Source organism: Rhizobium sp. RU20A, assembly GCF_900155885.1.
Classification (GTDB): domain Bacteria; phylum Pseudomonadota; class Alphaproteobacteria; order Rhizobiales; family Rhizobiaceae; genus RU20A.
In genome coordinates, this window is sequence record NZ_FTMB01000001.1 from 45230 (window position 1) to 72198 (window position 26969).

Here is a 26969-nt window from a genome sequence, read left to right on the forward strand (position 1 = left end):
GACAGTGAGCATGAGCCAGACGTTTCGCACCCTCTATCCCGAAATCGAGCCCTACGCTTCCGGTCACCTGGATGTGGGCGACGGCCACGTCATCTATTGGGAGCGCGTCGGCACGCCGGGCGCCAAGCCGGCTGTCTTCCTGCATGGCGGCCCCGGCGGCACGATCTCGCCCAGCCACCGGCGCCTGTTCGATCCCGCGCTCTACGACGTCACGCTCTTCGACCAGCGCGGCTGCGGCAAGTCCACGCCGCATGCGGAACTCGAGGCCAACACGACCTGGCACCTCGTCGCCGATATAGAGCGCCTGCGCGAGATGGCCGGTGCGGAGAAGTGGCTGGTCTTCGGCGGCTCCTGGGGTTCGACGCTGGCGCTCGCCTATGCCGAAACCTATCCAGAGCGTGTGTCCGAACTCGTGGTGCGCGGCATCTACACGCTGACCAAGGCCGAGCTTGACTGGTACTACCAGTTCGGCGTCTCCGAAATGTTCCCCGACAAGTGGGAGCGCTTCATCGCGCCGATCCCGCCGGAAGAACGTCACGAGATGATGCACGCCTATCACCGCCGCCTGACGAGCCCCGACAAGGCGACCCGCCTCGCGGCCGCGCTGAGCTGGAGCGTCTGGGAAGGCGAGACGATCACGCTTTTGCCGGAGCCTTCCACCAGCGACCGCTTCGGCGAGGACGAGTTCGCCCACGCCTTTGCGCGCATCGAAAACCACTTCTTCGTCAATGCCGGCTGGCTGGAAGAGGGACAGCTGCTGCGCGACGCCCATAAGCTCGCCGGCATCCCCGGCGTGATCGTCCACGGCCGCTACGACATGCCGTGTCCCGCAAAATATGCCTGGGCGCTGCACAAGGCCTGGCCCGATGCCGAGTTTTACTTGATCGAGGGCGCCGGACATGCCTATTCCGAACCCGGCATTCTCGATCGGCTGATCTACGCGACGGACAAATTTGCGGGCAAGGGCTGAGGCGATTGATATCGCGGCGCGCCCCCCTCTGGCCTGTCGGCCATCTCCCCCGCAAGGGGGAGATCCGCAGGTGGCCTGACCTTCGCTCTTTAGGCGGCCGCAGCATGGGGCAGGACCGCGCTCCAAGTGATCTCCCCCCTTGTGGGGGAGATGCCCGGCAGGGCAGAGGGGGGTATCCCCGGCCCGCCGGCAAGAAAGAACATGACAGAGCACACGTTCCCAGGGAGGGAACACCATGAGCAAAGAACGCATCCATCTCTTCGACACCACGCTTCGCGACGGCCAGCAGACGCCCGGCATCGATTTTTCCGTGGAAGACAAGATTGCGATTGCGGCCATGCTGGATGAATTCGGCATGGACTATGTCGAGGGTGGCTATCCCGGTGCAAACCCCACCGACACGGCGTTCTTTGCCAAGAAGCGCACCGGCCGTGCCCGCTTCGTCGCCTTCGGCATGACGAAACGCGCCGGAGTCTCCGCCTCCAACGATCCCGGCCTGACCGCGCTGCTTGCCGCGCGCGCCGATGCGATCTGTCTGGTCGCCAAGAGCTGGGACTACCATGTGCGCGTTGCGCTCGGCTGTTCCAACGAGGAAAACCTCGAATCCATCCGCTCCTCCGTCGAGGCCGTCGTCGCCTCCGGCCGCGAGGCGATGGTCGATTGCGAGCACTTCTTCGATGGCTACAAGGCCAATCCGGACTATGCGCTTGCCTGTGCGAGGGAGGCTTTTGCCGCCGGCGCGCGCTGGGTGGTGCTGTGCGACACCAATGGCGGCACGCAGCCGCCTGAGGTTCGCGAGATCGTCGCGGCGGTGATTGCGGCCGGCGTGCCGGGCGCAAACCTCGGCATCCATGCGCACAACGATACGGGACAGGCCGTCGCCAATTCGCTCGCCGCGGTGGACGCCGGCGTGCGGCAGATCCAGGGTACGCTGAACGGTATCGGCGAGCGCTGCGGCAATGCCAATCTCGTCACGCTCATCCCGACGCTGGCGCTGAAGAGCGCCTACACCGACCGCTTCGAGATCGGCATCGATGCCGACCGCCTCACGGGGCTGACGCGCCTGTCCCACGCCTTTGACGAGTTGCTGAACCGCTCGCCCGACCATCAGGCGCCTTACGTCGGCGCTTCCGCCTTCGCCACCAAGGCCGGCATTCATGCCTCCGCGCTGCTGAAGGACCCGCGCACCTACGAGCATGTGGAGCCGGAAAGCGTCGGCAACCTGCGCAAGGTCATGGTGTCGGATCAGGGCGGCAAGGCGAATTTCATCAATGCGCTGAAGCTGCGCGGCATCGCGGTCGCCAAGGACGATCCGAAGCTCGACCAGCTGATCCAGATCGTCAAGGAACGCGAGGCGACCGGTTATGCCTATGAGGGGGCCGATGCGAGCTTCGCGCTGCTCGCCCAGCGCATCCTTGGCTCCGTGCCGGAGTTTTTCCACGTCGAGAGCTTCCGCGTCATGGTCGAGCGCCGCTACGATGCGGTCGGCAATCTCAAGACGGTGTCGGAAGCCGTAGTGAAGGTCATCGTCGACGGTGAGACGATGATGAACGTCGCCGAGGGCCACGGTCCCGTCAACGCGCTGGATCTCGCGCTGCGCAAGGATCTCGGCCGCTACCAGTCCGAAATCGCCGATCTCGAACTGGCCGACTACAAGGTCCGCATCCTCAACGGCGGCACCGAAGCCATCACCCGCGTCTTGATCGAATCGACCGACGCCACGGGCGCCCGCTGGTGGACGGTCGGCGTCTCCGACAACATCATCGATGCCTCCTTCCAGGCATTGATGGACAGTATCGTCTACAAGCTCCTGAAGGTGCGCGACGAAGCGGCGAAGGCGGCGGCTGCGGAGTAGGGCTGTTTCCGGGGAGACACCAGCCCGGACTCCAGGCCGCTAAGGATGGGTGCAGTCAACCAATCCGGAGTGTCTGCCATGGCGGTAAAGCTCAACGACCTGCGCTACTTTCGTTTCGATGTTCCGAAGGACGAGCGGCTCTTCTACCTCGGAATGGCGATCCGCAATGGTGAACTGATGGTCGATCTCATCAACCATCCGCCCTCGCAGCGGGGGGCCGTGAAGGACCTGATCCGGCGCGGGCTTCTGTCACACAAGCAGGGGCCACGCGTCTATCCGACCGAAAAGGGCATCGCCTACATGAAACGGGTCGGCGGCATCGATCTAACGAAGCCCGAACCAGCGGCTGTCGATCTCGCTAAGCTTTCGGCCGAGGAGCAGGTGATCCGCGCGTTGCTGCACATCGGTTTTGCCCATGGCCGTCGCTGGTCGATTGCCAACCCTGACGGAGCGGACCGCTTCTCCGACCTGATCGCCGCAAACCTCGTGATACGGAAGAAGGTTTGGACGCCAGCTTCAGGTGACGCCATGGAGCTGACGCTGACCCCTCTCGCCTATGAGCGCCTGACGATGGTGGGCGACAAGGGCATTCGCGCCATCATCGAAAAATGCGGCGACGGATACTTACGCAGCCAGTACGGCAAGACCGGCATTCCGCCCGTGCCGGCTGCGACGGTGGCAACCACCAAGATATGACACGAACCGATCGCGGAGACATCGCAATGGCAACGCGCACCCGCCTGTCCACCATTGATCTCGCAACACTCGGGACCACGGATGCGCAGAGCGATAGCACCATCGCATTTGGCCGCACCGACGCGGCCACCCTCTGGCGCCTCGCCACCGGCAGGAGGGGAAGACCGAAGTTTGCAACGGGCTTCGAGGGAAGACGCCAGATCTGGTCGGGCGAGATCAGCTTCGATGTAGATGCCGGTGATCGCTTCGTAGGCCTCCACTTCGGCTATCGCGACAATGACGCTCTCACCGAGGATGTGCGCATCGCCGTGTCGGGCAAGGACCACGCCGGTGTGCCGATTCCAGCGCCGGCCGAACTCGATTGCGGCAACCTTCGCCTTCGCCTCTTCGGTCACCCACTGCGCGCCTTCGCCACCCTGCCGCGACTGGCGGGCATCGCGGGCAGCCGGCCCGGTTTTCAGCTGACGAGCCGCGCCCATGACAAGTGGCTGCGCGTCTCCCTGCCGCTCGAAAACGCCGCTCTGGACCTCGAATTCGTCCTGTCGTCCTTCCAGGAACCCTATGGAGACGCCTTCCATATCGACTACTGCCTCTATGGATTGTCGCTGATCCATCATTCAACGAAATGAATTGGCTCATTCACGCCCCATGCGCTAAACCCGCCGCAAAAATCACAATGCGACGGGATGAAACATCATGGCGGAACAGGCCGCTCCGGCACCGGCAGACAGCGGCGATTCGCTCTCCGGGTTCTTTTACGCACTGACGGCCTATCTGCTCTGGGGTTTTCTGCCCTTCTTCATGAAGGCGGTCGGCCATATTCCCGCGACGGAGGTCGTGGCCCACCGCATCGTCTGGTCGCTGCCGATTGCCGGTGCCGTGCTGATCTGGCTCGGCCGCACATCCGATGTCGTCAAGGCGCTGAAGACGCCGCGCATGCTCGGCATGGCGGCGCTGACGGCCTGCCTGATCACCGTCAACTGGGGCATCTATGTCTGGGCGATCGGCGCTGGCCGCGCCATCGAGACCGCGCTCGGCTATTACATCAACCCGCTCTTTTCGATCTTCCTCGGCTTTATCCTGCTGAAGGAAAAGTTGGAGCGGACCCAGTGGGTCGCAATCGCGCTGGCGGGGCTTGCGGTCGTTCTGCTGGCCATCGACGCCGGCGGCGTGCCGTGGGTGTCGGTCTCTCTCTGCGTCTCCTGGGGCTTTTACGCCTTCCTGCGCAAGACGCTGCCGATCGGCCCCAACCAGGGCTTCTTCCTGGAGGTTCTGCTGCTGAGCCTGCCGGCACTGGCATACATTATTTATCTTCAAACGAGCGGGCAGGGCCATTTCGGCGATACCGGCATCACCGATCTCGTGCTGCTGCTCGCCTGCGGCATCGTGACTGCCGTGCCGCTGATGATCTATGCCAATGCCGCCAAGCGCCTGAAGCTCTCCACCATCGGGATCATGCAGTATATCGCGCCCACCATGATCTTCCTCACCGCGATCTTCGTCTTCAAGGAGCCCTTCGGCCCCGGCAAGATGGTGGCTTTCGCGCTGATCTGGGTGGCACTGTTCCTCTATACCGGCTCCATGCTGCGCTCGGCACGCGCGCGCCGCGCCGCGGCCATGGCAATCGTGGAGCCCAAAAGCGGCTGAACTCTGCGACCAGGGTTCCGGGCGCGGGCGCGGCCTCGTCCCTTACAGCTTGTCGATGATCCGGCTTTCGCCCTCGCGGTCCACCTTGCTTGCCCAGTGATCGAGGATCGCCGGCACGATCGCTTCGGCCTCGTCCACCACGATTGGCTGGACGAGATCGGCATGGTGGATGAAACCCTCGTCGGCCATGTGGCGGATGAGCTTCAGCATCGGATTCCAGAACCCGTCAATATTGGCGAAGACCATCGGCTTGCGGTGCCGGCCGAGTTGCGCCCAGGTCATGATCTCGACGATCTCTTCCAGCGTGCCGATGCCGCCCGGCAATGTCACGAAGGCGTCTGCCCGTTCGAACATCTTGTGCTTGCGCGCATGCATGTCCGGAGTCACGATGAGTTCGGACAGTTGGCCGAGCGAATGGCGCGTCGCTTCCATGTCCATCAGGAATTCGGGAATGATGCCGGTGACGCGTCCGCCGGCCGAGAGCACGCCGCTCGCCACGGCGCCCATGATGCCACGCGTGCCGCCGCCGTAGACGAGTTGCAGATGATGCTCCGCCATCGATCGGCCGAGCGTGCGGCCGGCCTCGACATAGCTGGAGGAGCGTCCCGGCTGGGAGCCGCAATAGACGCAGACGGATCGAATCGGAAGGGTCGTGTCACTCATGACGTGCAGGGTGGCCGCGCGGCACGCCGGGCGTCAAGCCACCGGCGCAAAGATCGGGTATAACCTTACATGCGATTTCTGCGCATAGGCGGAAATGCTTGTGAAAAGAAGCGGAAATCGTTAGCTCTTTTTGATCAGGATCACGGTGCAAGGCCCATTTTGGGCATCTCGTCGGGGTCTAGGGGTTTTCGAGGCCCTTTCGGCTGCCCTGAAATGCAGGGCAGGGTCCGGGGGCTTGCGGGGTCCGGCACAAGGCCGGCTGGAGTTTGGGCATGCAGAAGAATATGGCGGCCTTCCTGGCCATCGGCGTCCTTGCCGTCGCAATCCTGCTGATGGTGTTTTTCATTGTGCCGAGCTGGCAGAAGGACGACACGCTGGCGTCAGCGCCCACCGCAGACGGCGCAGCGGCGACCCAGACGCAGCCGGTGGAAACCACGCCCTCGACAACAAGTCCGGCCGCTGACACCGCACAGACCACGGAAAAAGCCGCGGATAAAACGGGGCGTCCCAAAGCGGCCGGCGAAGCCGCTGATACCGTACCGGCAGGCAGCGCCGGGGAGGGCGCGACGAACCCTGATGCCGCCGCATCCGCTGCCGCTCCGGAAACGCAGGCGACGGACGCTCAACCTTCAGCCGCGTCCCCCGCGCAGCCCTCCGACCAGACGGCGGCCAGCACTGGCATGCCCTCCTTCGACGTGCTGCGCGTCGAGCCGGATGGTTCTGCTGTCATTGCCGGGCGTGCTGCGCCCAACACCACCATCCGCATTCTGAGCGGCGACAAGGTGCTCGCGACAGCGGAGGCCGGCCCGTCCGGCGATTTCGCCGCCATCCTGACCGAGCCCCTGGCGCCCGGCGACTATCAGCTGGTCATTTCCGCGACAGACAAGGCCGGCAAGGAACAGCGCTCCGAGGAAATCGCCACCGTCTCCGTGCCCGCCACCGACAAGAGCCAGCTTCTCGCCATGGTTTCCAAGCCCGGCGAGGCCAGCCGCCTGATCACCACGCCGGAGGCCGAAGCTGCCAAGGCCGTACCCGTAACGCCGCCGGCCGCCGCTGCCAGCGATGTTGCTCCGGCTGCCGGCACGACGGTTGCGACGGGTGCTGCGGACGCCGCGACGCCCGCTGAGGCAACCGAACCGGCCGGCCAGACCCCGCCCGCCGCGGCCACCACCGGCAACGGCCCGGCTGTCCTGCAGGTGGCCGCCGTCGAGATCGAGGGCGATCGTCTGTTTGTTGCCGGCAAGGCCCGGCCGGATGCGACCGTGCGCGTCTATGCCGACGACCAGTTGCTTGGCTCCGCCAAGGCGGACGCGGCAGGCAACTTCGTCGTCGATGGCCTCATGCCTCTGTCCGTCGGCAGCCACACGATCCGCGCCGATATGCTGACGCCGGATGGGGCGAAGGTGGAACTGCGCGCCGCCGTTCCCTTTGATCGTCCGGAGGGTGATCAGGTGGCCGCCGTCGCCAGCGCCAGCCAGACGCCGGGCGCTGCCATGGCGCCGCTCGCCGGCGGCAGCTTCGATGGTCTGCGCGCCGAAGTCACCAAGGCCTTCGGCCTGCTGAAGGGCCTCTTCGCCAATGGCCGCCTGCCGGACATGGAGGCGCTGGCCGCCGCGCGTTCGGCCACCGAGATCGCGCTTGGCTCGCTCGCCGATTTCAAGGCGGCCGATACCACCAGCGCCGAAGGTCAGGCCCTCATCGCCCGTAGCGCCAAGGCAGCCGGCGATGCGCTCGCCAAGCTGCGCGCCCTTCCGAGCGATGCCGCCGCCGTTGCCGCGGGGCTGCCGTCCATCGAACAGGCGATTGCCGCCGTGCTCGCGCCCAACAGCGGCCAGCCGACGGGTGAGCCACAGGCCGTCAGCGATGCGCGCCCGCAGCCGTCTGTGGCGAGCGAGGGGGCCAATGCACCGGCCGGCACGGCCGCTGCCGATGCTGCTGCCTCCACCGCACCGGCGACGTCTGTTCCGGACGGCAGCGCTGAGAGCGCCCCCGCCACGGCGTCGGGCGAGCCCGCGACGATCCAGCAGGCGCCGCTGCAACAGTCGAATTCCTCGGTCATCATCCGTCGTGGCGACACGCTCTGGCAGATCTCCCGCCGCGTCTATGGCGCCGGCGTGCGCTACACGACGATCTACCTGGCCAACAAGGAACAGATCCAGGATCCGGACCGCATCCTGCCCGGCCAGATCTTCGGCGTGCCGGACAAATCCCTTCCCGATGCCGAAGCCGAGGAAATCCATCGCAAACGTGTGACCGACTGACCTCACGCGGCAAGATCGTCATGAAGCAACGGCGCGGAAGGAATACCTTCCGCGCCGTTTGCATGTCTGCCGGCCGCCTGCTTACTTGCAGACCTTGACCTTCTTGATGACGAGGTTGCCGTAGTGGTCCCAGGTCTTGATCTTCTTGATGTGGCAGACCGGCTTGTAGTCGTAGCTGTAATAGCCGGCCTGGGAGGGGGCGGCGAAGGAGAGGGCGGCGAAAGCGGCGATGACGGTGGAAAGAACGATCTTGCGCATGGGTGAGGTCCTTTGTGTCGGTTTCGGATGAGCCCGTCTCATCCAGTGACCTGACAATCGCATGGCGCCCGCTGCCGCGCTGTTTCCTGCGGAACACGCGCGCCGTCGCCCGCTTCGTCTGCCGCGTTTGCGCGCCGCCCCTTACCCTTGCGTGCCTGCGTCGGACGGCCTATCTGTGGGGCGCGCCTGCGCCTGCCTCCTTGGCCACGCCTGCCGCAGTCCACAGTCCGCTCCATGCCCGCAGGTTTGCCCCGTGACACCCCCGAAGAAGACCATTTCCGCCGATGCGGCCAATCCGTTCGGCACGCTGCGCAATCTCTGGCCCTATATGTGGCCCTCCGAGCGGACCGATCTGAAGATGCGGGTGGTGTGGGCAACCATCATCCTCGTCGTCGCCAAGGTTGTGCTGATCCTTGTCCCCTATTTCTTCAAATGGGCGACGGATGCCCTGAACGGAAAGCCGGACGCGCTCGGCCTTCTGCCGCTCGCCGCCACCGGCGCCATTGCGCTCGTGCTCGGCTACAACGTCGCGCGCCTCGTGCAGGCCGGGCTCAACCAGTTGCGCGACGCGCTCTTTGCCAGCGTCGGGCAATATGCGGTGCGCCAGCTTGCCTACCGCACCTTCGTGCACATGCACCGCCTGTCGCTGCGCTTCCATCTGGAGCGGCGCACCGGGGGCCTCTCGCGCATCATCGAGCGCGGCACGAAGGGCATCGAGACCATCGTCCGCTTCACCATCCTCAATTCCGTCCCGACGCTGATCGAGTTTCTGCTGACCGCCATCATCTTCTGGCGCGGCTATGGCTTCAGCTACCTCGCGGTCACCGCCGTCACGGTCGCCGTCTACATCTGGTTCACGGTGAGGGCCAGCGACTGGCGCATCGCCATCCGACGCTCCATGAACGACAGCGACACCGACGCCAACACCAAGGCGATCGACTCGCTCCTGAACTTCGAGACGGTGAAGTATTTCGGCAATGAGGAGATGGAAGCCCGCCGCTTCGACCAGTCCATGGCGCGCTACGAGAAAGCCGCGACCGAGGTCTGGACTTCCCTCGGCTGGCTGAACTTCGGCCAGGCATTGATCTTTGGTGTCGGAACAGCCGTGATGATGATCATGTCTGCGCTCGCCGTGCAGCGCGGCGAACAGACGCTGGGCGACTTCGTCTTCATCAATTCCATGCTGATCCAACTCGCCATTCCCCTGAATTTCATCGGCTTCGTCTACCGCGAAATCCGCCAGGGTCTCACCGATATCGAGACCATGTTCGAGCTTCTGGAAGTCGAGGCCGAGGTCGTCGACAGCCCCGATGCAAAACCGCTGGCGATCCAGCAGGGCGCCATCGCCTTCAAGGACGTGCATTTCGCCTATGATCCCGCCCGCCCGATCCTGAAGGGTATCAGCTTCGAGGTGCCGGCCGGCAAGACGGTCGCCGTCGTCGGCCCCTCCGGCGCCGGCAAATCGACCCTCTCGCGGCTGCTCTACCGCTTCTACGACGTACAGGCGGGCACGATCACCATCGATGGGCAGGATGTGCGGGATGTGACCCAGCAGAGCCTTCGCGCCGTCATCGGCATGGTCCCGCAGGACACCGTGCTCTTCAACGACACCATCGCCTACAACATCCGCTACGGTCGCCCGAGCGCCAGCGAAGCGGACGTCGAGGCCGCCGCCGAGGTTGCCCAGATCGCCGGGTTCATCCGCGCCCTGCCGGAGGGCTTCAAGAGCATGGTCGGCGAACGCGGCCTGAAACTCTCCGGTGGCGAGAAGCAGCGCGTGGCGATTGCCCGCACCATCCTCAAGAGCCCGCCGATCCTCGTCCTCGACGAGGCGACCTCGGCGCTCGACACGCGCACCGAGCAGGAAATCCAGGCGGCGCTGGACGTCGTCTCGCAGAACCGCACCACGCTCGTCATCGCCCATCGCCTCTCCACCGTCATCCATGCCGACGAGATCATCGTCCTCAAGGATGGCCAGATCGCCGAACGCGGCACGCACGGGGAATTGATCGACCGCGGCGGCCTCTATGCCTCCATGTGGAACCGTCAGCGCGAAGCCGTGCAGGCCGAGGAAAAGCTGAAACAGGTGCGGGAAGAAGACGATCTCGGCATCGTCCTGCGCGGCACCCCGGCGCTCTAGGGGGAGGCGTCTTTCTTCGGCGGAGCGGGGAATATTGCCCGCCCAAACCATTCGGGCTACAGCTTCGCCCGGAACAATCCTGCCCGATCGGGGCTTTAGGCTGGACGATGGAACCCGTCGTCGCCGCAGACAGAATGAGGAAGACGGTATGAGCTTGGTGAAAACGGTGCGCAACACGTTGGTGCCTGTGCACAAGGCCGGTTACCCCTTCATAGCCATCTTCTTCGTCGTCTCCCTGCTTCTGGGTCTCCTCTGGACGCCCCTGATGTGGATCGGCTTCCTTTTGACCGCCTGGTGCGCCTATTTCTTCCGCGACCCTATCCGCATGACGCCGCTCGACGATGATCTCGTCATCAGCCCGGCCGATGGCCGTGTCTCGTCCATCGCGCATGTCCTGCCGCCGGTCGAGCTCGGCCTTGGCGCGGAGCCCATGCTGCGCATCACCGTCTTCATGAATGTCTTCAATTGCCATGTGAACCGCGCGCCCATGCGCGGCACCATCCGCCAGATCGCCTATCGCGAAGGCCAGTTCGTCAATGCCGAGCTTGATAAGGCCAGCCACGACAACGAGCGCAATGGTCTCGTGATCGAGACCAGCCACGGCGCAATCGGCGTCGTGCAGATTGCCGGCCTCGTCGCCCGCCGTATCATCTGCTGGGCCAATGTCGGCGAGCGGCTGGAGGCCGGCGAGCGGTTCGGCCTGATCCGTTTCGGCTCGCGCCTCGATGTCTTCCTCCCCAAGGGCGCCGAGGCCCGCGTCAGCCTCGGCCAGACGGCGATTGCTGGCGAAACGGTGCTGGCTGAATTCGGCTCCGCCAAGGGTGCGATCCTCAGCCGCCGCGGCTGAGCATCCGCCAACGAAACTGACGCAGCACATGCCGCCGGTGACCGCGCCGGGGCCGGAACCGGAGACCCGAAATGGAAACGCCCTTTCCCCCCTTCGAACCGAACGGCCCCCTTGAGGACACGCGGGGGGACGAGGCGCGCGGCCCCCGCCTGCGCGAAATTCCCATCCGGCTGATCGTGCCGAACCTCATCACCGTGCTCGCCATCTGCGCGGGCCTGACCGGCGTTCGTCTCGCTTTCGAGAACCGCATCGAACTGGCCGTTGCCATGGTTCTGCTTGCTGCCTTCCTCGACGGCATCGACGGCCGCGTCGCGCGCCTGATGAAAGCGACCTCGAAATTCGGCGCCCAGATGGATTCGCTCGCCGACATCGTCAATTTCGGCGTCGCGCCCGCGCTGGTCCTTTATGTCTTCATCCTCGATCAGGCCCGGTCCTTCGGCTGGATCGCGGCCCTCGTCTTTGCCATCGCCGCGGGCCTGCGCCTCGCGCGCTTTAACGTCATGGCCGAGCGCGACGTGAAGGCCGCCTGGCAGAGCGAATATTTCGTCGGCGTTCCCGCACCGGCCGGCGCCATGCTGGTGCTGCTGCCGGTCTATGTCGGCCTGCTCGGTGTCGCCCCGGACCGCACCTTCGGCATTCTCGCCTCGCTCTACACCGTCTTCGTCGCCTTCCTGCTGGTCAGCCGCCTGCCGGTCTGGTCCGGCAAGTCCGAGGGCAGTCGCGTACGCCGCGACCTCGTCCTCCCCATCATGCTCGCCGTCGTCCTTTACGTGGCAACGCTGATGAGCTTCACCTGGGAAACCATGGTGCTGACCGCCGTCGGCTATCTCTGCACGCTGCCCTTCGGCGCGCGCTCCTGGCAGAAGAAATACGGCAACTGGCCGGGGCACCACCTCCATCCCGACAACAGCCTGTCGCCAGAAGGCGAGTTCCTGCCGGGCGACAAGCGCGACGAGGGGTGAGAGTTACTTTTTCGCAGGGAGGTTTCTGCGATAGCTGAGCGCGGGAATGGCGCTCAAGTCGATAGCCAATCCGGCATCTCCCGTGATGCTCGCCCGCTGCATGCCGCCTCCACACAGGCCGCAAGCCCCGCAAAACGGAACGTTCTTCCGGTCAATCCTGGTCCGTAATGGGCATATTTCCCGGAATTCGTGAGGATGATCCGCGCAGACGGCGGAATGAGCGGTTCCGTCACCATGCACCAGCAGGTGTCGGTGACGATCTCGGCGCCGAACGTGCGAAGCACTGCCAGATGGCCGGCGGCTTCCGCCTCAGCCTCGATGCTGCGACCGCAGGTGATGATGAAGGCGAGGTCGGCATGCTTGCGTTTGCCGGCAACCAGTCTGGCGAGCGCGGCGATCTCTTCCAGCGAGGCGTGCGGATTGCCGATCGATACGAGGTCGATCGTCTCGCCCGTCGCACGATTGAGTTCGTCCCACCCTTGGCGGAGATCTTCCAGCGTGATCGCAACCGCGGTGACGGCGCGGCGGCCCGTCGCGGCGTCCACGCTTGCGGCTTCCGGCGTCACGCCGGCAATGTGGAACATGGGCGCGCTGGACGTGGTGGCAAAGGCCGCGCCGAAGGCCTTCAGCGCATCCCGGTCCGGGCGATGGGCAGCCAGACCGGTGACCACAGGGATGCGGTTTCCGGCGAGCAGTCCGGCCACGTAGCCGGCAAGCGGGAAGAAAGCGTCATCGACGGCCGCAAGCGCCGGAAAGGCGATTTCCATCGCCGCCTGTCGATCCGCGTCCCGGTGACAGCCGGCGTCCGGCGCCCGTCCGGTCAGCGCGATGCAGGCATCGAGAAAATCGGGATACTTCATCGTGCGTGCGCCAAGCACGCTGTTGGCGTAGACGACAGCGTTGCTTTCCGCCCAGGCAATCTGCTCGCCGGGGGCGGGAATGGCGTCGGCAAGATAGGGCGCGCAGGTATAGGTCGCACGCGCACCCATCGCCGCATAGGTCTCGCCGAGCCTTGCTGCGGGCTCGCCAAACGCCGCATCGATGCCCTGGGCCCGCCAGCGCCGCGCATCGACGGAGATGGCATTAAGCGTCGTCGGCACGGCGACCTGCCCGCCGAGGTGTAGCATGCGTTCGGCAAAGGCCAGCATGCCCGGCCCGGTATAGATGCAGCCGTCGATATGCGCCCGGGTGACGTCGATCAGCCGCCTCGCGCCGGTGAGCGCGGCCATCTGCAGAACGATGCGCATGGCAACGGCTGCCGCGTCGCCGCGCGCGCCGCAGAGCAGGGCCTCGTCGGTTGCGGTCAGCGCGATGCCGCGCAGGATGTCCTCAAAGGTCCCGGCGTCGCCGCCATTCTGCTCGTCTGCCTCCGCGACAGTGACCTCGTCTGCCCACACCCTGCCATTTGAGACGCGAATCTGCCTGGCGGCCTTCGCCGCTTCAAACCCTGGCTCGTCCAGCACAACGACGGGAATGGAAATGCCGAACAGTTCCCGCGCCACGATGACGCCGAGAGTCAGGATCTCGTCGGGCCGCGCCAGCACGAGCCCCGCAGGACCGTGCCCCGCCATCAACGCCTCCAGCATGACGGCGCTGCCGGTACAGGAGCCGCGACCACCGGGGATCACGAGAATGGCGTCGCAAAGCGACTGGCCGTGCAGGGGATGGTGCTGATCGATAATCTTCCCAGAGGCGGGATCCACACCGCCCCAGAAGCTCAGCTCGGTAGAGCTCGAAACGACGCGTCCCGATGCTGTCCCCGGAACCAGAACCCGGCCGGAAAGACAGACTGTCGATGGGCCGGCGGGGGACGGGCTGTGCATCGGCCTTACTCCGGCAGACGGTAATCCACGATCCTGCGCTCGCGCGCGAGGAAGATCTTGCCGGTTTCCGTGAGGTCCGGCCCGCAAAGCGGCAGCATCGCATCCGCCACTTCGGACGGGTGCGGCAGCGTCGCCGGGTCTTCGCCGGGCACCGCCTGGGCGCGCATGGCGGTCCGGGTCGCGCCGGGATCGACGCTGATGACACGCAGCGGCAGGCGCTGGCTCTCGCCGGCCCAGGTGCGGGCCAGCGCTTCGACGGCAGCCTTGGACGCGGAGTAGGGCCCCCAGAAGGGCTTGCACTTGTGGGCGGCACTGGAGGAAAGGATCAGCGCGCGGCCCTGGTCGGACTTGGTGATCAGCGGGTCGATGGAGCGGATCAGCCGCCAGGTGGCGGTCACGTTCACCGACATCACCTTGTCGAACACCTTTGCCTCGACATGGCCGATCGGCGAGATCGTGCCGAGCACGCCGGCATTGGCAACGAGAATGTCGAGTTTGCCCCAGCGTTCGTTGATCGCGCCGCCCAAGCGATCGATCGCCGTCATGTCGGCAAGGTCGAAGGGCACCAGCGTTGCCGGCAGGCCGCCGGCCGCCTTGATCGCGTCATCGAGCTCTTCCAGCCCGCCAACGGTGCGCGCGCAGGCGATCACCTGCGCACCCGCCTTGGCGAGCGCCAGCGCGGTGAAATAGCCGATGCCGCGCGACGCGCCGGTGACAAGGGCGATACGCCCGGAAAGATCAACAGTCATGGATAGGGCTCATCTCAGAAAAAAGGCGCCGCGCGCCTCCCGCCCGCGGCATCCGGAAAGCGGCTCGCTCAGCCGCCGCTCACCATCATGGAAACCTTGCGGCCCATCGATTCGCCTTCCTTGTCGAGAAGACGGGTCGGGTAGTCGCCGGTGAAATAGTGATCGGTGAACTCAGGGTTCGCCGCATCGCGCGGTTTGCCGCCGACGGCGCGGTAGAGCCCATCGATGGACAGGAACGCCAGCGTATCGACGCCGATGAACTTCGCCATCGCCTCGACATCTGCGTATTGGTTGGCGATCAGCTTGTCCGCATGCGGTGTGTCGATGCCGTAGAAGTCGGGATGGAAGATCATCGGGCTCGCAACGCGCAGATGCACCTCCTTCGCGCCGGCATCGCGCATCATCTGCACGATCTTCAGCGAGGTCGTGCCGCGCACGATGGAATCGTCAACGAGAATGACGCGCTTGCCCTCGATGATCGCGCGGTTGGCCGAGTGCTTCAGCTTGACGCCGAAGGCGCGGATCTGCTGTGTCGGCTCGATGAAGGTTCGCCCGACATAATGGTTGCGAATGATCCCGTATTCGAAGGGGATGCCGCTCTTCTGCGCATAGCCAACGGCCGCCGGCGTGCCGCCGTCCGGCACGGGCACCACCACATCACCCTCGACGGGCGATTCCGCGGCAAGGTTGATGCCCATGTTCTTGCGCGTCGTATAGACGTTGCGCCCGCCGACAACCGAATCGGGACGCGCGAAATAGACGTATTCGAAAAGGCACAGACGCTCCGGCTTCGGCTTGGCCGGCCGGCGCGCATCAATGCTGATCGAGCCATCCGGCTGGATCTCGCAGATGATTACTTCGCCGTTTTCCACATCGCGCACGAATTTGGCGCCGATGATGTCAAGGGCGCAGGTCTCGGAGGCGAAGATCGGCTTGCCGTCGAGTTCGCCCATGACGAGCGGGCGGATGCCGATCGGGTCGCGTGCCGCAATCAGCTTGGTGCGCGTCATCGCCAGCATGGAGTAGCCGCCTTCCATCTGCCGGATAGCGTCGATGAAGCGATCGGCGGTGGAAGAATGGCGCGAGCGGGCAATGAGATGCAGCACGACCTCGGTGTCCGAGGTAGACTGACAGATGGCGCCGGTGGCGATGATCTGGCGGCGCAGCGTCAGGCCGTTGGTGAAATTGCCGTTATGGGCAATGGCGATGCCGCCTTCTTCCAGTTCGGCAAACAGCGGCTGCACGTTGCGCAGCGCCACTTCCCCCGTCGTGGAATAGCGGGTGTGGCCGATGGCGATGTAGCCGGGCAGCTTGGCGAGCGTTGCCGGGTCCGTGTAGTGATCGCCGACGAGACCCATGCGCTTTTCGGTGTGGAACTGGCGCCCGTCGAAGGTGACGATGCCGGCCGCTTCCTGGCCGCGGTGCTGCAGGGCGTGCAGGCCAAGCGCCGTCAGCGTTGCCCCGTCCGGATGTCCGAGAATACCGAAGACGCCGCATTCCTCATGCAGCGTGTCGCCGTCAAAAATCTCGCGGAAATCGGAGGTGCCAAGCTCGCTCATCGCTCTTGCCTTTGTGGGCGCGAATGCGTCGCGCCAAACGCCTGTTTCAACATCCGGTGGCGGCTCTGTCGTCCGACAGGGTCACGGCGCCATCATCTTTCGAACATGCCCGCGGACGTCGCCAGCGAGCCTCTTCAAAACGGCCATATCGCCCGGCAGGCCGGAGCGGTTTTGCCGCTTCAAAATCGTCAAGGCCCGCTTGAGGCGGGCCTTGTCATGACGGTCGACCGTCAGTTCGCAGTCGCCGGTGCCTGTTCGGCGGGTGCTGCCTCCGTATCGGCATCCGTGGCCGGCGCCTTGCCGCGCAGCCGATCGAGAATGGTCGCATCGGCATTTTCCGGCAGCAGCGCGATCAGCTTTCCGCCGAGGTTGTCGAGCAGCGGCTTGGACTTGGCGTTCGTGACCCATTCCGGCTGCTGGGCGGGCGCCACGAGCCAGTTGAAAAACAGCATGGCAACGACCACAAGCAGAATGCCACGCGCGGCACCGAAGAGGAAGCCGAGTGTGCGGTCGAGCGCACCGATGCGGCTGTCAATGATGAAATCGGCGATGCGCATGGTGATGATCGAGATCACGATCAGCGCGACCAGAAAGATCGCCGCTGCCGAACCGGCGAGCGCCACATTGTCGCTTGTCGTGTACTGCTTGGCGAAGGGCAGCAGGTAGGGGTAGAGGAAATAGGCGGCAGCGGCAGCGCCGACCCAGCTGGCAACGGACAGCACCTCGCGCGAGAAACCGCGCACCATGGCCAGGATCGCCGAAAACAGCGAAACGCCGAGCACGATACCGTCGAGGATGGTGATGGTGGGCATGTCGATCCTACTTTCCGGGAGCACCTTCTGCGAACCAGAGCCCCGCTTGGGATCGCGAGGCCTGCCGGACCAGCCTATATATCAATCCGGCAGAGGCGTCTTTCAATCGTCGCTTCGTGAACACGCTTTTCACCGTTTTTGCAAGTGCAAAGACGGCTGCGGGGGCGAGATCACCCTGCACAAAACCGTTGCCCGCCCCTTCAGGTGAGGCGCGACGCCCGTGGGCGCGGCGCCTCATGGCATCAGAGACTGCGCCGTGCGTCGGCGCCATCCGCTCACTCGTCGTCGACCGGTTGCAGCGCACGGCGGGAGCCGGCAATGCGCGCAACGAGGTCCGGCAGCCCTTCCATTTCGCCGACCGAAAGCCCGCCGGCCTTGGGCATGTCAGCCGATTTTTCCGGGAGGACCGCCGCGCCGAAACCGAGCTTTTCAGCCTCCTTCAGCCGAAGTCCGGTGTGCGACACCGGCCGGATGGCGCCCGACAGGCTGACCTCGCCGAAATAGACCGCATCATGCGGAAGCGCGATGCCGGCGAGCGAGGAGACGAGTGCCGCGGCCACGGCAAGATCGGCGGCCGGCTCTGTGATGCGATAGCCGCCGGCGACGTTGAGGTAGACGTCGTGCTGGCCGAGCCTGACGCCGCAATGGGCCTCCAGCACCGCAAGGATCATCGACAGCCGCGCCGAATCCCAGCCGACCACGGCGCGCCGCGGCGTGCCGAGCGAGGTCGGCGCCACCAGCGCCTGCACCTCGACCAGAACGGGCCGCGTTCCCTCGATCCCGGCAAAGACGGCCGCGCCAGGCGCAGACGCATTGCGCTCGCCGAGGAAGAGCTCGGAGGGGTTGGTGACCTCGCGCAGGCCCTTGTCCGACATTTCGAAGACGCCGATCTCGTCGGTCGGTCCGAAGCGGTTCTTCACCGTGCGCAGGATGCGATAATGATGGCCGCGGTCGCCCTCGAAGTAGAGCACGGCATCGACCATGTGCTCCACGACGCGCGGCCCGGCGATCTGGCCCTCCTTCGTCACATGGCCGACCAGCACGACGGCCGAGCCGGTCTGCTTGGCGAAGCGGATCATCGCCTGCACGCCGGTGCGCACCTGCGTGACCGTGCCGGGCGCGGAATCGACAATGTCGCTCCACAGCGTCTGGATGGAATCGATGATCACGAGATCCGGCCGCTTGCCGTCCGAAAGCGTCGCCAGAATGTCTTCGACATTGGTTTCGGCCGCCAGGAGCACGTCGGTATCGGCGGCGCCGAGCCGCTGGGCGCGCAGCCTGACCTGTGCGACTGCCTCTTCGCCGGAGACATAGATGATCCGGTTGCCGCGCCGCGCCAGTGCCGCCGCCGCCTGCATCAGCACGGTGGACTTGCCGATCCCGGGATCGCCGCCGATCAGCACCGCCGAGCCGCGCACGAATCCCCCGCCGGTGACGCGGTCGAGTTCGGAAATGCCCGTCTCGATGCGCGGCGCATCCTCCGTCTCGCCCGACAGCGTCGTCAGGGCTACGGGCCGGCCCTTCTTCGGTGTCTTGCCGGGGCCGCCGCCAATGCCCGCTGTTGGATCCTCCTCGATGATCGTATTCCAGGCCCCGCAGCCCTCGCATTTGCCCACCCATCGGGCATGCACGGTTCCACAGTTCTGGCAGATGAATTGCGTACGGATCTTGGCCATCGGGAAGGGGTCTCAGTCGTCGGAGGAAAACAGGTCGTGGATGTTCTGGCGCCCGTGCAGCACCCGCAGGATGTGCATACGCTCGTCGAAAGGCTTCAGAAGGATGATGCGGTCCCTGAAGACGATGGCGCTGATATCATCGCCGAGATCAAGGCGGCGCGTTCCCGAGACGCCGATCTCAGCCAATCGCTCGAACTTGCCCTGCAATTGGCTGGCAAAGCGGCGCGCTGCCAATGGATTGTCTCGTCGGATATAGGCGTAGATCCGGGCGAGGTCCTGCCGTGCATCCGGCGACCAGAGAACCCGCCGCCGCCTAATGCGTCGCCTCCACCGTCAACTCCTCGAGATCGGCGATCAGATCGTCGAGGTTTTCATACTCATGAAAGCGTCCGGCAGCGATATCGGCCTCGGCCGCCACGGCGAGCGTCTTGAGCTTGCGTCGGCGCACCTGCTGCTCCTCGAGCAAGCTCAACCCCGCCCGCACCACGTCCTCCACCGAGCTATAGCGCCCGGCTCTGACCTCGGCCTCCACAAAAGCGCGATCCTCGTCGCTCAGATGGATTTCATCCATGTCTGATCTCCTTTTGTTCTCTTATAGCGCGGGAAAAACCACAAGGCCAGAGGCATTTTCGCGCCACGGGCCACGGGCCACGGGCGCAGGGGCCAAGGAAGCGTCAGGCCTCGATGTAGCGCCGCTCGTAGCGAAGCCCGAGGCTCGTCAGCATTTCGTAGCCGATCGTGCCTGCGGCGCGGGCGGCGTCATCCACGCGAATATTGTGCCCGAAGAGCTCGACATAATCACCGGCCCTTACACTGCCCGCCGGCAGGTCGGTCACATCAAACAGGGTGAGGTCCATCGTCACGCGCCCGAGGATCGGCACGCGCTGCCCGTGCAGGAATCCCGCGCCGCCGCCAAGGCCGGTCTGGCGCAGCGGTACGCCGGTGCCCGATTGGGCGCGCAGATAGCCGTCGGCATAGCCGACCGCAACGGTGGCGATCACCGTATCGCGCGTCAGCACGGCCGTTGCGCCATAGCTCGCCGTCTCGCCGGCCTTGGCCTGGCGCACCTGCACGATGCGCGCTTCGGCGGTCACGACGGGTCGCATCGGGTTCGGCACGTCGTTGACGCATTCGCCGCCATAGGTCGCGATACCCGGACGGGTGAGGTCGAAGTGATAATCGGGTCCGAGATGAATGCCGGCCGAGTTGGCAAGGCTCGCCGGAATACCTTCATAAGCGGCAGAAACCTCCCGGAAGGCCGCAAGCTGGCGCGCATTGAGGGAGTGGGCGGGCGAATCCGCCGCTGCCAGATGGCTCATCACCAGCACGGGCGAGAAGCTCGCCGGCCGCGCCGGATCATTGGCCAGCGCCAGCGCCTCCTCCACCGAGAGCCCCAGCCGGTTCATGCCCGTGTCGACGTGGAGCACGCAAGGGTGGTCGCCATGCTCGGCAATCGCCGACATATAGACGGCCAGTTGCTCCTGCGAATTTACGATCGGTACGAGGTCATTGTCGAAGAACAGCGCCTCGTTGCCGGGCCACATGCCGGCGAGGATATAGATGCGCCCATCCGGCACGAAGGGACGCAGCCCGGCGCCTTCCTCGGCATTGGCAACAAAGAAATCCCGCGCGCCGGCCTCATAGAGCGCGATCGCCGCATCCTCGATCCCGGTGCCATAGGCGTCGGCCTTGAGCACCGCGGCGGCCGACGCCTTGCCGGAAAGGCGGCTCATGGTCTGCCAGTTGGAAACGAGCGCCGAAAGATCGATCGTCAGCCGGTTGGAGGCGCTGTCGAAGAGCGCATCTTCGGGGGAGGGCGTGGCGGCGCGCGGCATGGGCGGGTCCTTCTGCTGATCTCGCGCGGACCCTATCACTTTTGTTCATGACGCAAAGCGGGCGGCGGCCGATATCTTGTGCCATGCACAATGTCTCGCGGGACCGTGCGATGGTCGTGCAGGGTCGCCTGACACGATGCGGGGCACGGACACCGCATCCGGTTCCCGCGCCGCCGGGCGTTCGTTGGACGTCCTGAGCCGCCGCTCAGTGCTCCTCGTACTGCGTGAAGCTCGGGTCGGCGAGATCCGCAAAGCGTGTGAATTCCGACTGGAAGGCGAGCTTGACCGTGCCGGTCGGTCCGTGACGCTGCTTGGCGATGATCACGTCCGCCGTGCCCTTCACCTTCTCGAACTGCATCTTCCACTCTTCGTACTTCGGATCGAATTCGTCGCGCGGCTCGAGGTTTTTCACGTAATATTCCTCGCGGAAAACGAAGAGCACCACGTCGGCGTCCTGCTCGATCGAGCCCGATTCGCGAAGGTCGGAGAGTTGCGGGCGCTTGTCCTCGCGGTTTTCCACCGCACGGGAGAGCTGCGACAGCGCGATGATGGGAACGTTGAGCTCCTTGCCGAGCGCCTTGAGGCCCGTCGTGATCTGGGTGATTTCCTGCACGCGGTTCTCGCCGGATTTGCCGGAACCCGTCATGAGCTGGATATAGTCCACCACCAGGCAATCGAGGCCGCGCTGCCGCTTCAGACGGCGGGCGCGGGCCGAAAGCTGCGCAATCGAGATACCGCCAGTCTGGTCGATATAGAGCGGCACCTTCTGCATGGTCTGGGAAAAGCCGACCAGCTTTTCGAATTCATGTTCGCTGATGTCGCCGCGGCGGATCTTCGAGGACGAGACCTCCGTCTGCTCCGACATGATACGGGTGGCGAGCTGCTCGGACGACATTTCCAGCGAGTAGAAGCCGACGACGCCGCCGTTCTTGGCCTTGAACGAGCCGTCCGCCTGCACTTCGCTTTCATAGGAGGCTGCGATGTTCCACGCGATATTGGTGGCAAGCGAGGTCTTGCCCATGCCGGGGCGTCCGGCGAGCACGATCAAGTCCGACCGCTGCAGACCGCCCATCTTCGAATCGAGCGAGCCGATGCCGGTGGAGATGCCGGAGAGATTGCCGTCGCGCTCGAAGGCCGCGCCCGCCATGTCGACGGCCTGCGCCACCGCGTCCGAGAAGGACTGGAAGCCACCGTCATAGCGGCCGGTTTCGGCCAGTTCGAACAGGCGTCGTTCGGCATCCTCGATCTGGCTTTGCGGCGGCATGTCGAGCGGCGCGTCGAAGGCGATGTTGACCATGTCCTCGCCGATGGTGATCAGCGAGCGGCGCAGTGCCAGATCATAGATGGCGCGGCCATAGTCCTCCGCATTGATGATCGACACGGCCTCGGCCGCAAGACGCGCCAGATACTGCGCGACGGTGAGGTCGCCCACTTTCTCGTCGGCCTTCAGGAAGGTTTTGATGGTGACGGGATTGGCCGTCTTGCCCATGCGGATGATGTCGCCCGCCACCTCGTAGATGCGCCGGTGCAGCGGCTCATGCAGATGTACCGGCTTCAGGAAATCCGACACGCGGTAGAACGCGTCGTTGTTGACGAGGATGGCGCCCAAGAGTGCCTGCTCGGCCTCGATATTGCTCGGCGCTTCCCGGTAGAGCATGTCCGTCTGGTCCTTGGGGGCAGGGGTGATGCGTCGGGCAGCTTCGTTCATCGTCTCTCTCGCAACGTCCATACGGCAGGCCGAAAACCGCCGGCCGCCTGATAGAAGGGTATTCGTTTGAACCCGCGCACCGGGCGCGTCAAATGCTTTTGCCGGCTCGGCCGCTATACAGCTTGTCCACAGGCGCACGCGCACGAATCATCGTGATACCGGAACCATTCTATTGACTCGCGTCGGCGATTCGAAGGCCTTGATCACCCCAACGAAAAGACCCGGCGCATCGCTGCACCGGGTCTTCGAGAAATGCCACCGAGAAGGTGTCGAGGATTATTCCTCGTCGCCTTCGAATTCGGCTTCGGGGTTGAAGAAGTCTTCCGGCTTCAGGGCGTCTTCGTCCACGCCGTAGATGGCGTCGGCGGAGGTGAGGTTTTCGCCCTGGGCCTGGCGCTCGGCTTCTTCGGCCGAACGGGCAACGTTGATCTCGACCGACAGTTCGACTTCGGCGTGCAGGTGCAGAACGACCTGGTGGATGCCGATGGCCTTGATCGGGGTGTTGAGCTCGACCTGGTTGCGGCCGATGTTGAAGCCTTCGGCGGCGAGCGCGTCAACGATATCGCGGGCAGCGACCGAGCCGTAGAGCTGGCCGGTTTCGCCGGCGGCGCGAACCATGACGAAGGACTTGCCTTCGAGCTGCTCGGCGATGGCCTGGGCTTCGCTCTTGCGCTCGAGGTTGCGGGCTTCGAGCGTGGCGCGCTCGTTTTCGAAGCGCTTCTTGTTGGCTTCGTTGGAACGCAGCGCCTTGCCGAGCGGCAGCAGGTAGTTGCGGGCGTAGCCGTCGCGAACCTTCACGGTTTCGCCCATCTGGCCGAGCTTTGCGATACGTTCCAGCAGGATGACGTGCATGGATCTGATCCTTTCTTACGTTTCTTGGTTATCAGGAGAAGAGGGTGGATGGGATGCGCCACCGGCGGGCGACAGCGCGATGGTGCGACGCGTGTCGGAAAGACCGGCGATGAGGATGACGAGGAGCGGCAGGAACGAGAAGAACACCACCGAGAGATAGACGAGCCACAGCACCGGCAGGCGCCAGGACTTGCCGCGCGTGCGGTGGTGCAGCACCGCAAATCCGGCGAGCACGAAGCCGGCGCCGAACGTGCCGCAGACCAGCGCGCCGAGAATGCCGATCGTGCCGCCGAAGAAGGCGGCCATCAGGCCGACGAGAAACACGAAGATCGCATTGCGATGCATGCGCAGCGTGGACGGCATGTCCTCGCGCGGGCGCAGCGAGCGGCCCGAAGCCTGTACGATGCGCGTCGCCAGATAATAGGCGGCAAACAGCAGGATCACCCAGGCCGCGCCCTGCACCAGCGGCAGCGCCATGGCGAAAACCGACTTGATGGCGGCGACCGTCGCGGCGTCCGGGTTGAACGTCGCATCCTGTTGCTGCAGCGTCGCCATCATCATTTCGACGATCTGGCTGGAAAGGCTGCTGTCATAGCCGATGATGAAGCCGATGACGAGCATGCCGGCGGTGACGAGGCCGGCAAGATTGGTCAGGACATCGGCGAGCGGATACCAGGCAAGCGCCTCTGCCGGGCCGCCGATCTCGGAGGCGGGGCGGGCGAGATTGGCCAGATGCGCGATCCAGCCCGCTGGAATGAGGGTCACGACGAGAACGACGAGCGCGAAATAGGGCGAGGCGACGAGGCCGGCAATGATGCCGCCCGTGACGACCGCGGTGATCGAGGCGGCAACGCCCCAGCCGAGGCCGGCAATCAGGATGGGAAGCGCGGAGGCCGCGTAGAGAAAGATGGCGAGCGACGACGATCCGTTCGCGCCGAGCGAAAGCAGGGCGGCGGTCAGGCCGGCAAGAAAGCCGGTCAGGATCGTGCGGTTGTCGAAACGCATTTGACGTCTTTCGCTGTCCTGCGCATCGCGCAGTTAGGGGCGCCGGCTGTGCCGCGTCGTCCCAACATGGGGTTTGCTCTGTTTCCGATCCGCGCCCACCGCGGAAGGGGAAGGACGAGCCGCCGCAGCGCCTCGTCCGCATTCATGCATCGGAGCATTCCCCGATCGCGTCATCCTCGGGCTTGACCCGAGGATCCATGCCGCAGCCAAAGCGCCCGGCGGATGGATGGTCGGGTCAAGCCCGACCATGACGGAGGAAGGGGCAGAGCCCCGACGCCTCATTTCATGGCACCAGAGCATCCCTGTCCTCCCGTCATCCTCGGGCTCGACCCGAGGATCCACGCCCTGGGCGCGGCCAATGACGACGAGGCGGGCTGCCCCTCAAGCCGCCTTACGAGAGAACGTAGGGCAGCAGGCCGAGGAAGCGGGCGCGCTTGATGGCCTGGGCCAGTTCGCGCTGCTTCTTCTGGGAAACGGCGGTGATGCGGGAGGGAACGATCTTGCCGCGCTCGGAAATGTAGCGCTGCAGGAGGCGTACGTCCTTGTAGTCGATCCGCGGAGCGTTTGCGCCCGAGAAGGGGCAGGTCTTGCGGCGACGGTGGAAGGGGCGGCGTGCCGGTGCGGAAGAAGCTTCAGCCATTGTCTTGTCTCCTTGTCCCGGAAATTACGCGCGGTCTTCGCGCGGGCGGCGCGGACGGTCGTCGCGGTCGCCACGGTTGAAACCACCTTCGCGCGGACCGCGGTCACCGCGATCGCCACGCTCACCGCGTTCGCCACGGCCCGGACGGTCGTCGCGGTCGCGCTTCTGCATCATGGCCGAGGCGCCTTCCTCGTGCTTCTCGACGGCGATCGTCATGTAGCGCAGGACGTCTTCGGAGATGCGCATCTGGCGCTCCATCTCGTGGACGGCAGCGGCCGGGGCATCGATGTCCATGAGGACGTAATGCGCCTTGCGGTTCTTCTTGATGCGGTAGGTTAGGGACTTCAGGCCCCAGTTTTCGGTACGCCCGACCTTGCCGCCATTTGCTTCGATGACGCCCTTGTACTGCTCAAGGAGACCATCGACCTGCTGTGCGGACACATCCTGTCGGGCAAGGAACACGTGTTCATAAAGAGCCATTGGAGGCTTGCCTTTCTTGCTTCATCTGTCGATCCGGGTCCGGCGCCAAGCCTCAACGACTGTTCTTAATGGCCCTTGCGGGCCGGCAAGAAAGTGTTGTTCCGAGACGGTCGAGAGCGGAGACACGGGAGGCTGGGTCTCTGTTGACCCTGACAGGCTCCCTCGCGGAAACCGGCCCTCCGTTCAGCCACCAGCCGAAAGACCGGATCATTGAACAGGGGCGCTTATACGCGGCTTTGCCTGAAAAGCAAGGGCGGGCGGGGATTTTTCCCACTGGCGCCTTTGACAAGCTGGAGCGGATTGTGTCGCCATGGTTTTTGACAGGAGCGTCACCCACCCTCCGTCATCCTCGGCCTTGAGCCGAGGATCCACCCCGCGAGCACGCGAGGGTTCCGCATGGATGGTCGGGTCAAGCCCGACCATGACGGGGAGGAGGGCACCTCAGATCGGCATCGGGAAGCGGCGGTGCACCGCCGCGATCTCGGCCAGGACCTCCTTCGAGAGCGAAACGTCCGCCGCGCCGATGCAGGTCTCGAGTTGCGCCATGCTGGTGGCGCCGATGATGACCGAAGTCATGAAGGGCCGCGTCAGGCAAAAAGCGAGCGCCAGCTGCGTCAGTTCCAACCCCAGCCGGTCCGCGATCTCCCTGTAGGCCGCGACGGCGGGTTCCTGATGTGGCGTGAGGCGTCCGCCGAGGTCGCCGTTGATCGCGGCGCGCGAGCCGGCCGGCACGATGCCGCCGAGATATTTGCCGCTGAGAAGACCCTGCGCCAGCGGGGAATAGGTGAGAAGGCCGACATCCTCGTGGTGCGAAAGTTCGGCGAGATCGAGATCGAAGGTCCGGTAGAGCAGGTTGTATTCGTTCTGGATCGAGGCGACGCGGGGATAACCGTGGCTCTCCGCGATCTCCAGCATCTTGCCCACGCCCCAGGCCGTGTCGTTGGAAACGCCGACCGCCCGCACCTTGCCTGCCTTCACGAAGCCGTCGAGCGCTTCGAGGAGCGAAGCCAGATCGTCCAGGACCTCGGCGGTATTCTGGCGGGAGGGATCGTAAGTCCAGGCCTGGCGGAAGTGATAATGGCCACGATTGGGCCAGTGCAGCTGGTAAAGATCGACATAGTCGGTGCCGAGCCGCTGGAGGCTGTTGTCGAGCGCCTCGGCCATGCTCGCCGGCGTCATCGGGCTGCCGCCGCGAATATAGGGACGGCCGGGCCCGGCAACTTTCGTCGCCAGCACGATGTCGTCGCGCTTGCCGCGCGCCTTGAACCAGGAGCCGATCAGCCGCTCCGTGTCACCATAGGTCTCCGCAGACGCCGGCGTCACGGGGTAGAGTTCGGCCGTGTCGAAGAAATTGACGCCCTTCGAGACGGCGGTGTTCATCTGTTCATGCGCCTCGGCTTCGCTGTTCTGCGAGCCCCAGGTCATGGTGCCGAGGCAGATTTCGGAAACGGAAATGCCGGAGCGGCCAAGCGGATTGTATTTCATGGGAGCGGGTTCCTGACGAAAGAATATAGACGGCACAGAGTGACAG

The 26969-nt window shown here is 64.9% G+C and carries 25 protein-coding genes; 9 read left to right on the top strand and 16 right to left on the bottom strand.

Features of this window, described 5'->3' with window-relative positions:
- Positions 1-10 precede the first annotated feature (10 nt).
- From pip to rarD, 5 genes are all read left to right on the top strand, one after another.
- On the top strand, positions 11-970 hold the full coding sequence (pip, locus tag F3H41_RS00230; RefSeq protein ID WP_149736592.1) for a prolyl aminopeptidase: 960 nt from the start codon (positions 11-13) through the stop codon (positions 968-970).
- A 235-nt stretch (positions 971-1205) separates the two neighbouring features.
- Positions 1206-2825 (top strand): citramalate synthase, encoded by a 1620-nt coding sequence (gene cimA, locus F3H41_RS00240; RefSeq protein ID WP_149736593.1) that lies wholly within the window; start codon positions 1206-1208, stop codon positions 2823-2825.
- A gap of 78 nt (positions 2826-2903) precedes the next feature.
- On the top strand, positions 2904-3521 hold the full coding sequence (locus F3H41_RS00245; protein WP_149736594.1) for a hypothetical protein: 618 nt from the start codon (positions 2904-2906) through the stop codon (positions 3519-3521).
- Between the two features lie 26 nt (positions 3522-3547).
- Positions 3548-4150 carry a hypothetical protein gene (locus F3H41_RS00250; RefSeq protein WP_149736595.1) on the top strand — a complete coding sequence of 201 codons (603 nt, stop codon included), beginning with the start codon at positions 3548-3550 and terminating at the stop codon, positions 4148-4150.
- Positions 4151-4217: 67 nt separating this feature from the next.
- Positions 4218-5168 (top strand): EamA family transporter RarD, encoded by a 951-nt coding sequence (rarD, locus tag F3H41_RS00255; protein WP_149736596.1) that lies wholly within the window; start codon positions 4218-4220, stop codon positions 5166-5168.
- A 42-nt stretch (positions 5169-5210) separates the two neighbouring features.
- Here rarD and F3H41_RS00260 read toward each other — a convergent pair whose 3' ends face one another.
- Positions 5211-5831, bottom strand: a complete 621-nt coding sequence (locus F3H41_RS00260) for a TIGR00730 family Rossman fold protein (protein ID WP_149736597.1) — start codon at positions 5829-5831, stop codon at positions 5211-5213.
- 272 nt (positions 5832-6103) lie between these two features.
- Between F3H41_RS00260 and F3H41_RS00265 the strand changes: the two genes are divergently transcribed.
- Positions 6104-8092, top strand: coding sequence for a LysM peptidoglycan-binding domain-containing protein (locus tag F3H41_RS00265; protein ID WP_149736598.1), 1989 nt, complete (start codon positions 6104-6106; stop codon positions 8090-8092).
- Positions 8093-8173: 81 nt separating this feature from the next.
- Here the strand turns inward: F3H41_RS00265 and F3H41_RS21150 are convergent, their stop codons facing one another.
- Entirely contained in the window at positions 8174-8350 is a 177-nt protein-coding gene (locus tag F3H41_RS21150) for a hypothetical protein (RefSeq protein ID WP_188129302.1), read from the bottom strand.
- A 253-nt stretch (positions 8351-8603) separates the two neighbouring features.
- Between F3H41_RS21150 and F3H41_RS00270 the strand changes: the two genes are divergently transcribed.
- The 3 genes from F3H41_RS00270 (at position 8604) to pssA (ending at position 12299) form a co-directional block, all read left to right on the top strand.
- Positions 8604-10490, top strand: a complete 1887-nt coding sequence (locus F3H41_RS00270; protein WP_149736599.1) for an ABC transporter ATP-binding protein/permease — start codon at positions 8604-8606, stop codon at positions 10488-10490.
- A gap of 100 nt (positions 10491-10590) precedes the next feature.
- Positions 10591-11337 carry a phosphatidylserine decarboxylase gene (locus tag F3H41_RS00275; protein ID WP_280177038.1) on the top strand — a complete coding sequence of 249 codons (747 nt, stop codon included), beginning with the start codon at positions 10591-10593 and terminating at the stop codon, positions 11335-11337.
- 71 nt (positions 11338-11408) lie between these two features.
- On the top strand, positions 11409-12299 hold the full coding sequence (gene pssA / locus F3H41_RS00280) for a CDP-diacylglycerol--serine O-phosphatidyltransferase (protein ID WP_149736601.1): 891 nt from the start codon (positions 11409-11411) through the stop codon (positions 12297-12299).
- 53 nt (positions 12300-12352) lie between these two features.
- On the opposite strand, the gene F3H41_RS00285 is transcribed toward pssA, so the two are convergent.
- The 14 genes from F3H41_RS00285 to F3H41_RS00350 form a co-directional block, all read right to left on the bottom strand.
- Positions 12353-14122, bottom strand: coding sequence for an aconitase X (locus tag F3H41_RS00285; protein WP_149736602.1), 1770 nt, complete (start codon positions 14120-14122; stop codon positions 12353-12355).
- 5 nt (positions 14123-14127) lie between these two features.
- On the bottom strand, positions 14128-14871 hold the full coding sequence (locus F3H41_RS00290; protein WP_149736603.1) for an SDR family NAD(P)-dependent oxidoreductase: 744 nt from the start codon (positions 14869-14871) through the stop codon (positions 14128-14130).
- A 68-nt stretch (positions 14872-14939) separates the two neighbouring features.
- Positions 14940-16430: an amidophosphoribosyltransferase gene (purF, locus tag F3H41_RS00295; RefSeq protein ID WP_149736604.1), complete on the bottom strand. Its 1491-nt coding sequence runs from the start codon at positions 16428-16430 to the stop codon at positions 14940-14942.
- Positions 16431-16660: 230 nt separating this feature from the next.
- Positions 16661-17242: a CvpA family protein gene (locus F3H41_RS00300; protein ID WP_149736605.1), complete on the bottom strand. Its 582-nt coding sequence runs from the start codon at positions 17240-17242 to the stop codon at positions 16661-16663.
- 275 nt (positions 17243-17517) lie between these two features.
- The gene (radA, locus tag F3H41_RS00305) at positions 17518-18918 is read right to left on the bottom strand and encodes a DNA repair protein RadA (RefSeq protein ID WP_149736606.1); all 1401 of its coding nucleotides are present in this window, start codon (positions 18916-18918) and stop codon (positions 17518-17520) included.
- Between the two features lie 12 nt (positions 18919-18930).
- On the bottom strand, positions 18931-19236 hold the full coding sequence (locus tag F3H41_RS00310; protein WP_149736607.1) for a type II toxin-antitoxin system RelE/ParE family toxin: 306 nt from the start codon (positions 19234-19236) through the stop codon (positions 18931-18933).
- Positions 19232-19489 (bottom strand): type II toxin-antitoxin system ParD family antitoxin, encoded by a 258-nt coding sequence (locus F3H41_RS00315; RefSeq protein WP_149736608.1) that lies wholly within the window; start codon positions 19487-19489, stop codon positions 19232-19234. Before F3H41_RS00315 ends, F3H41_RS00310 begins: the two co-directional genes overlap by 5 nt.
- 103 nt (positions 19490-19592) lie before the next feature.
- Positions 19593-20753: an alanine racemase gene (gene alr, locus F3H41_RS00320; protein ID WP_149736609.1), complete on the bottom strand. Its 1161-nt coding sequence runs from the start codon at positions 20751-20753 to the stop codon at positions 19593-19595.
- Between the two features lie 205 nt (positions 20754-20958).
- Positions 20959-22461 (bottom strand): replicative DNA helicase, encoded by a 1503-nt coding sequence (locus tag F3H41_RS00325; RefSeq protein ID WP_149736610.1) that lies wholly within the window; start codon positions 22459-22461, stop codon positions 20959-20961.
- A 276-nt stretch (positions 22462-22737) separates the two neighbouring features.
- Positions 22738-23313, bottom strand: a complete 576-nt coding sequence (gene rplI / locus F3H41_RS00330) for a 50S ribosomal protein L9 (protein WP_149736611.1) — start codon at positions 23311-23313, stop codon at positions 22738-22740.
- A gap of 15 nt (positions 23314-23328) precedes the next feature.
- A complete protein-coding gene (locus F3H41_RS00335; RefSeq protein WP_149736612.1) occupies positions 23329-24318 on the bottom strand; it encodes a DUF2232 domain-containing protein in 990 nt (329 codons plus the stop codon).
- 391 nt (positions 24319-24709) lie between these two features.
- Positions 24710-24958: a 30S ribosomal protein S18 gene (rpsR, locus tag F3H41_RS00340; RefSeq protein WP_149736613.1), complete on the bottom strand. Its 249-nt coding sequence runs from the start codon at positions 24956-24958 to the stop codon at positions 24710-24712.
- A 24-nt stretch (positions 24959-24982) separates the two neighbouring features.
- Positions 24983-25438 carry a 30S ribosomal protein S6 gene (rpsF, locus tag F3H41_RS00345; RefSeq protein WP_149736614.1) on the bottom strand — a complete coding sequence of 152 codons (456 nt, stop codon included), beginning with the start codon at positions 25436-25438 and terminating at the stop codon, positions 24983-24985.
- Positions 25439-25879: 441 nt separating this feature from the next.
- A complete protein-coding gene (locus F3H41_RS00350; RefSeq protein WP_149736615.1) occupies positions 25880-26923 on the bottom strand; it encodes an aldo/keto reductase in 1044 nt (347 codons plus the stop codon).
- Positions 26924-26969 lie beyond the last annotated feature (46 nt).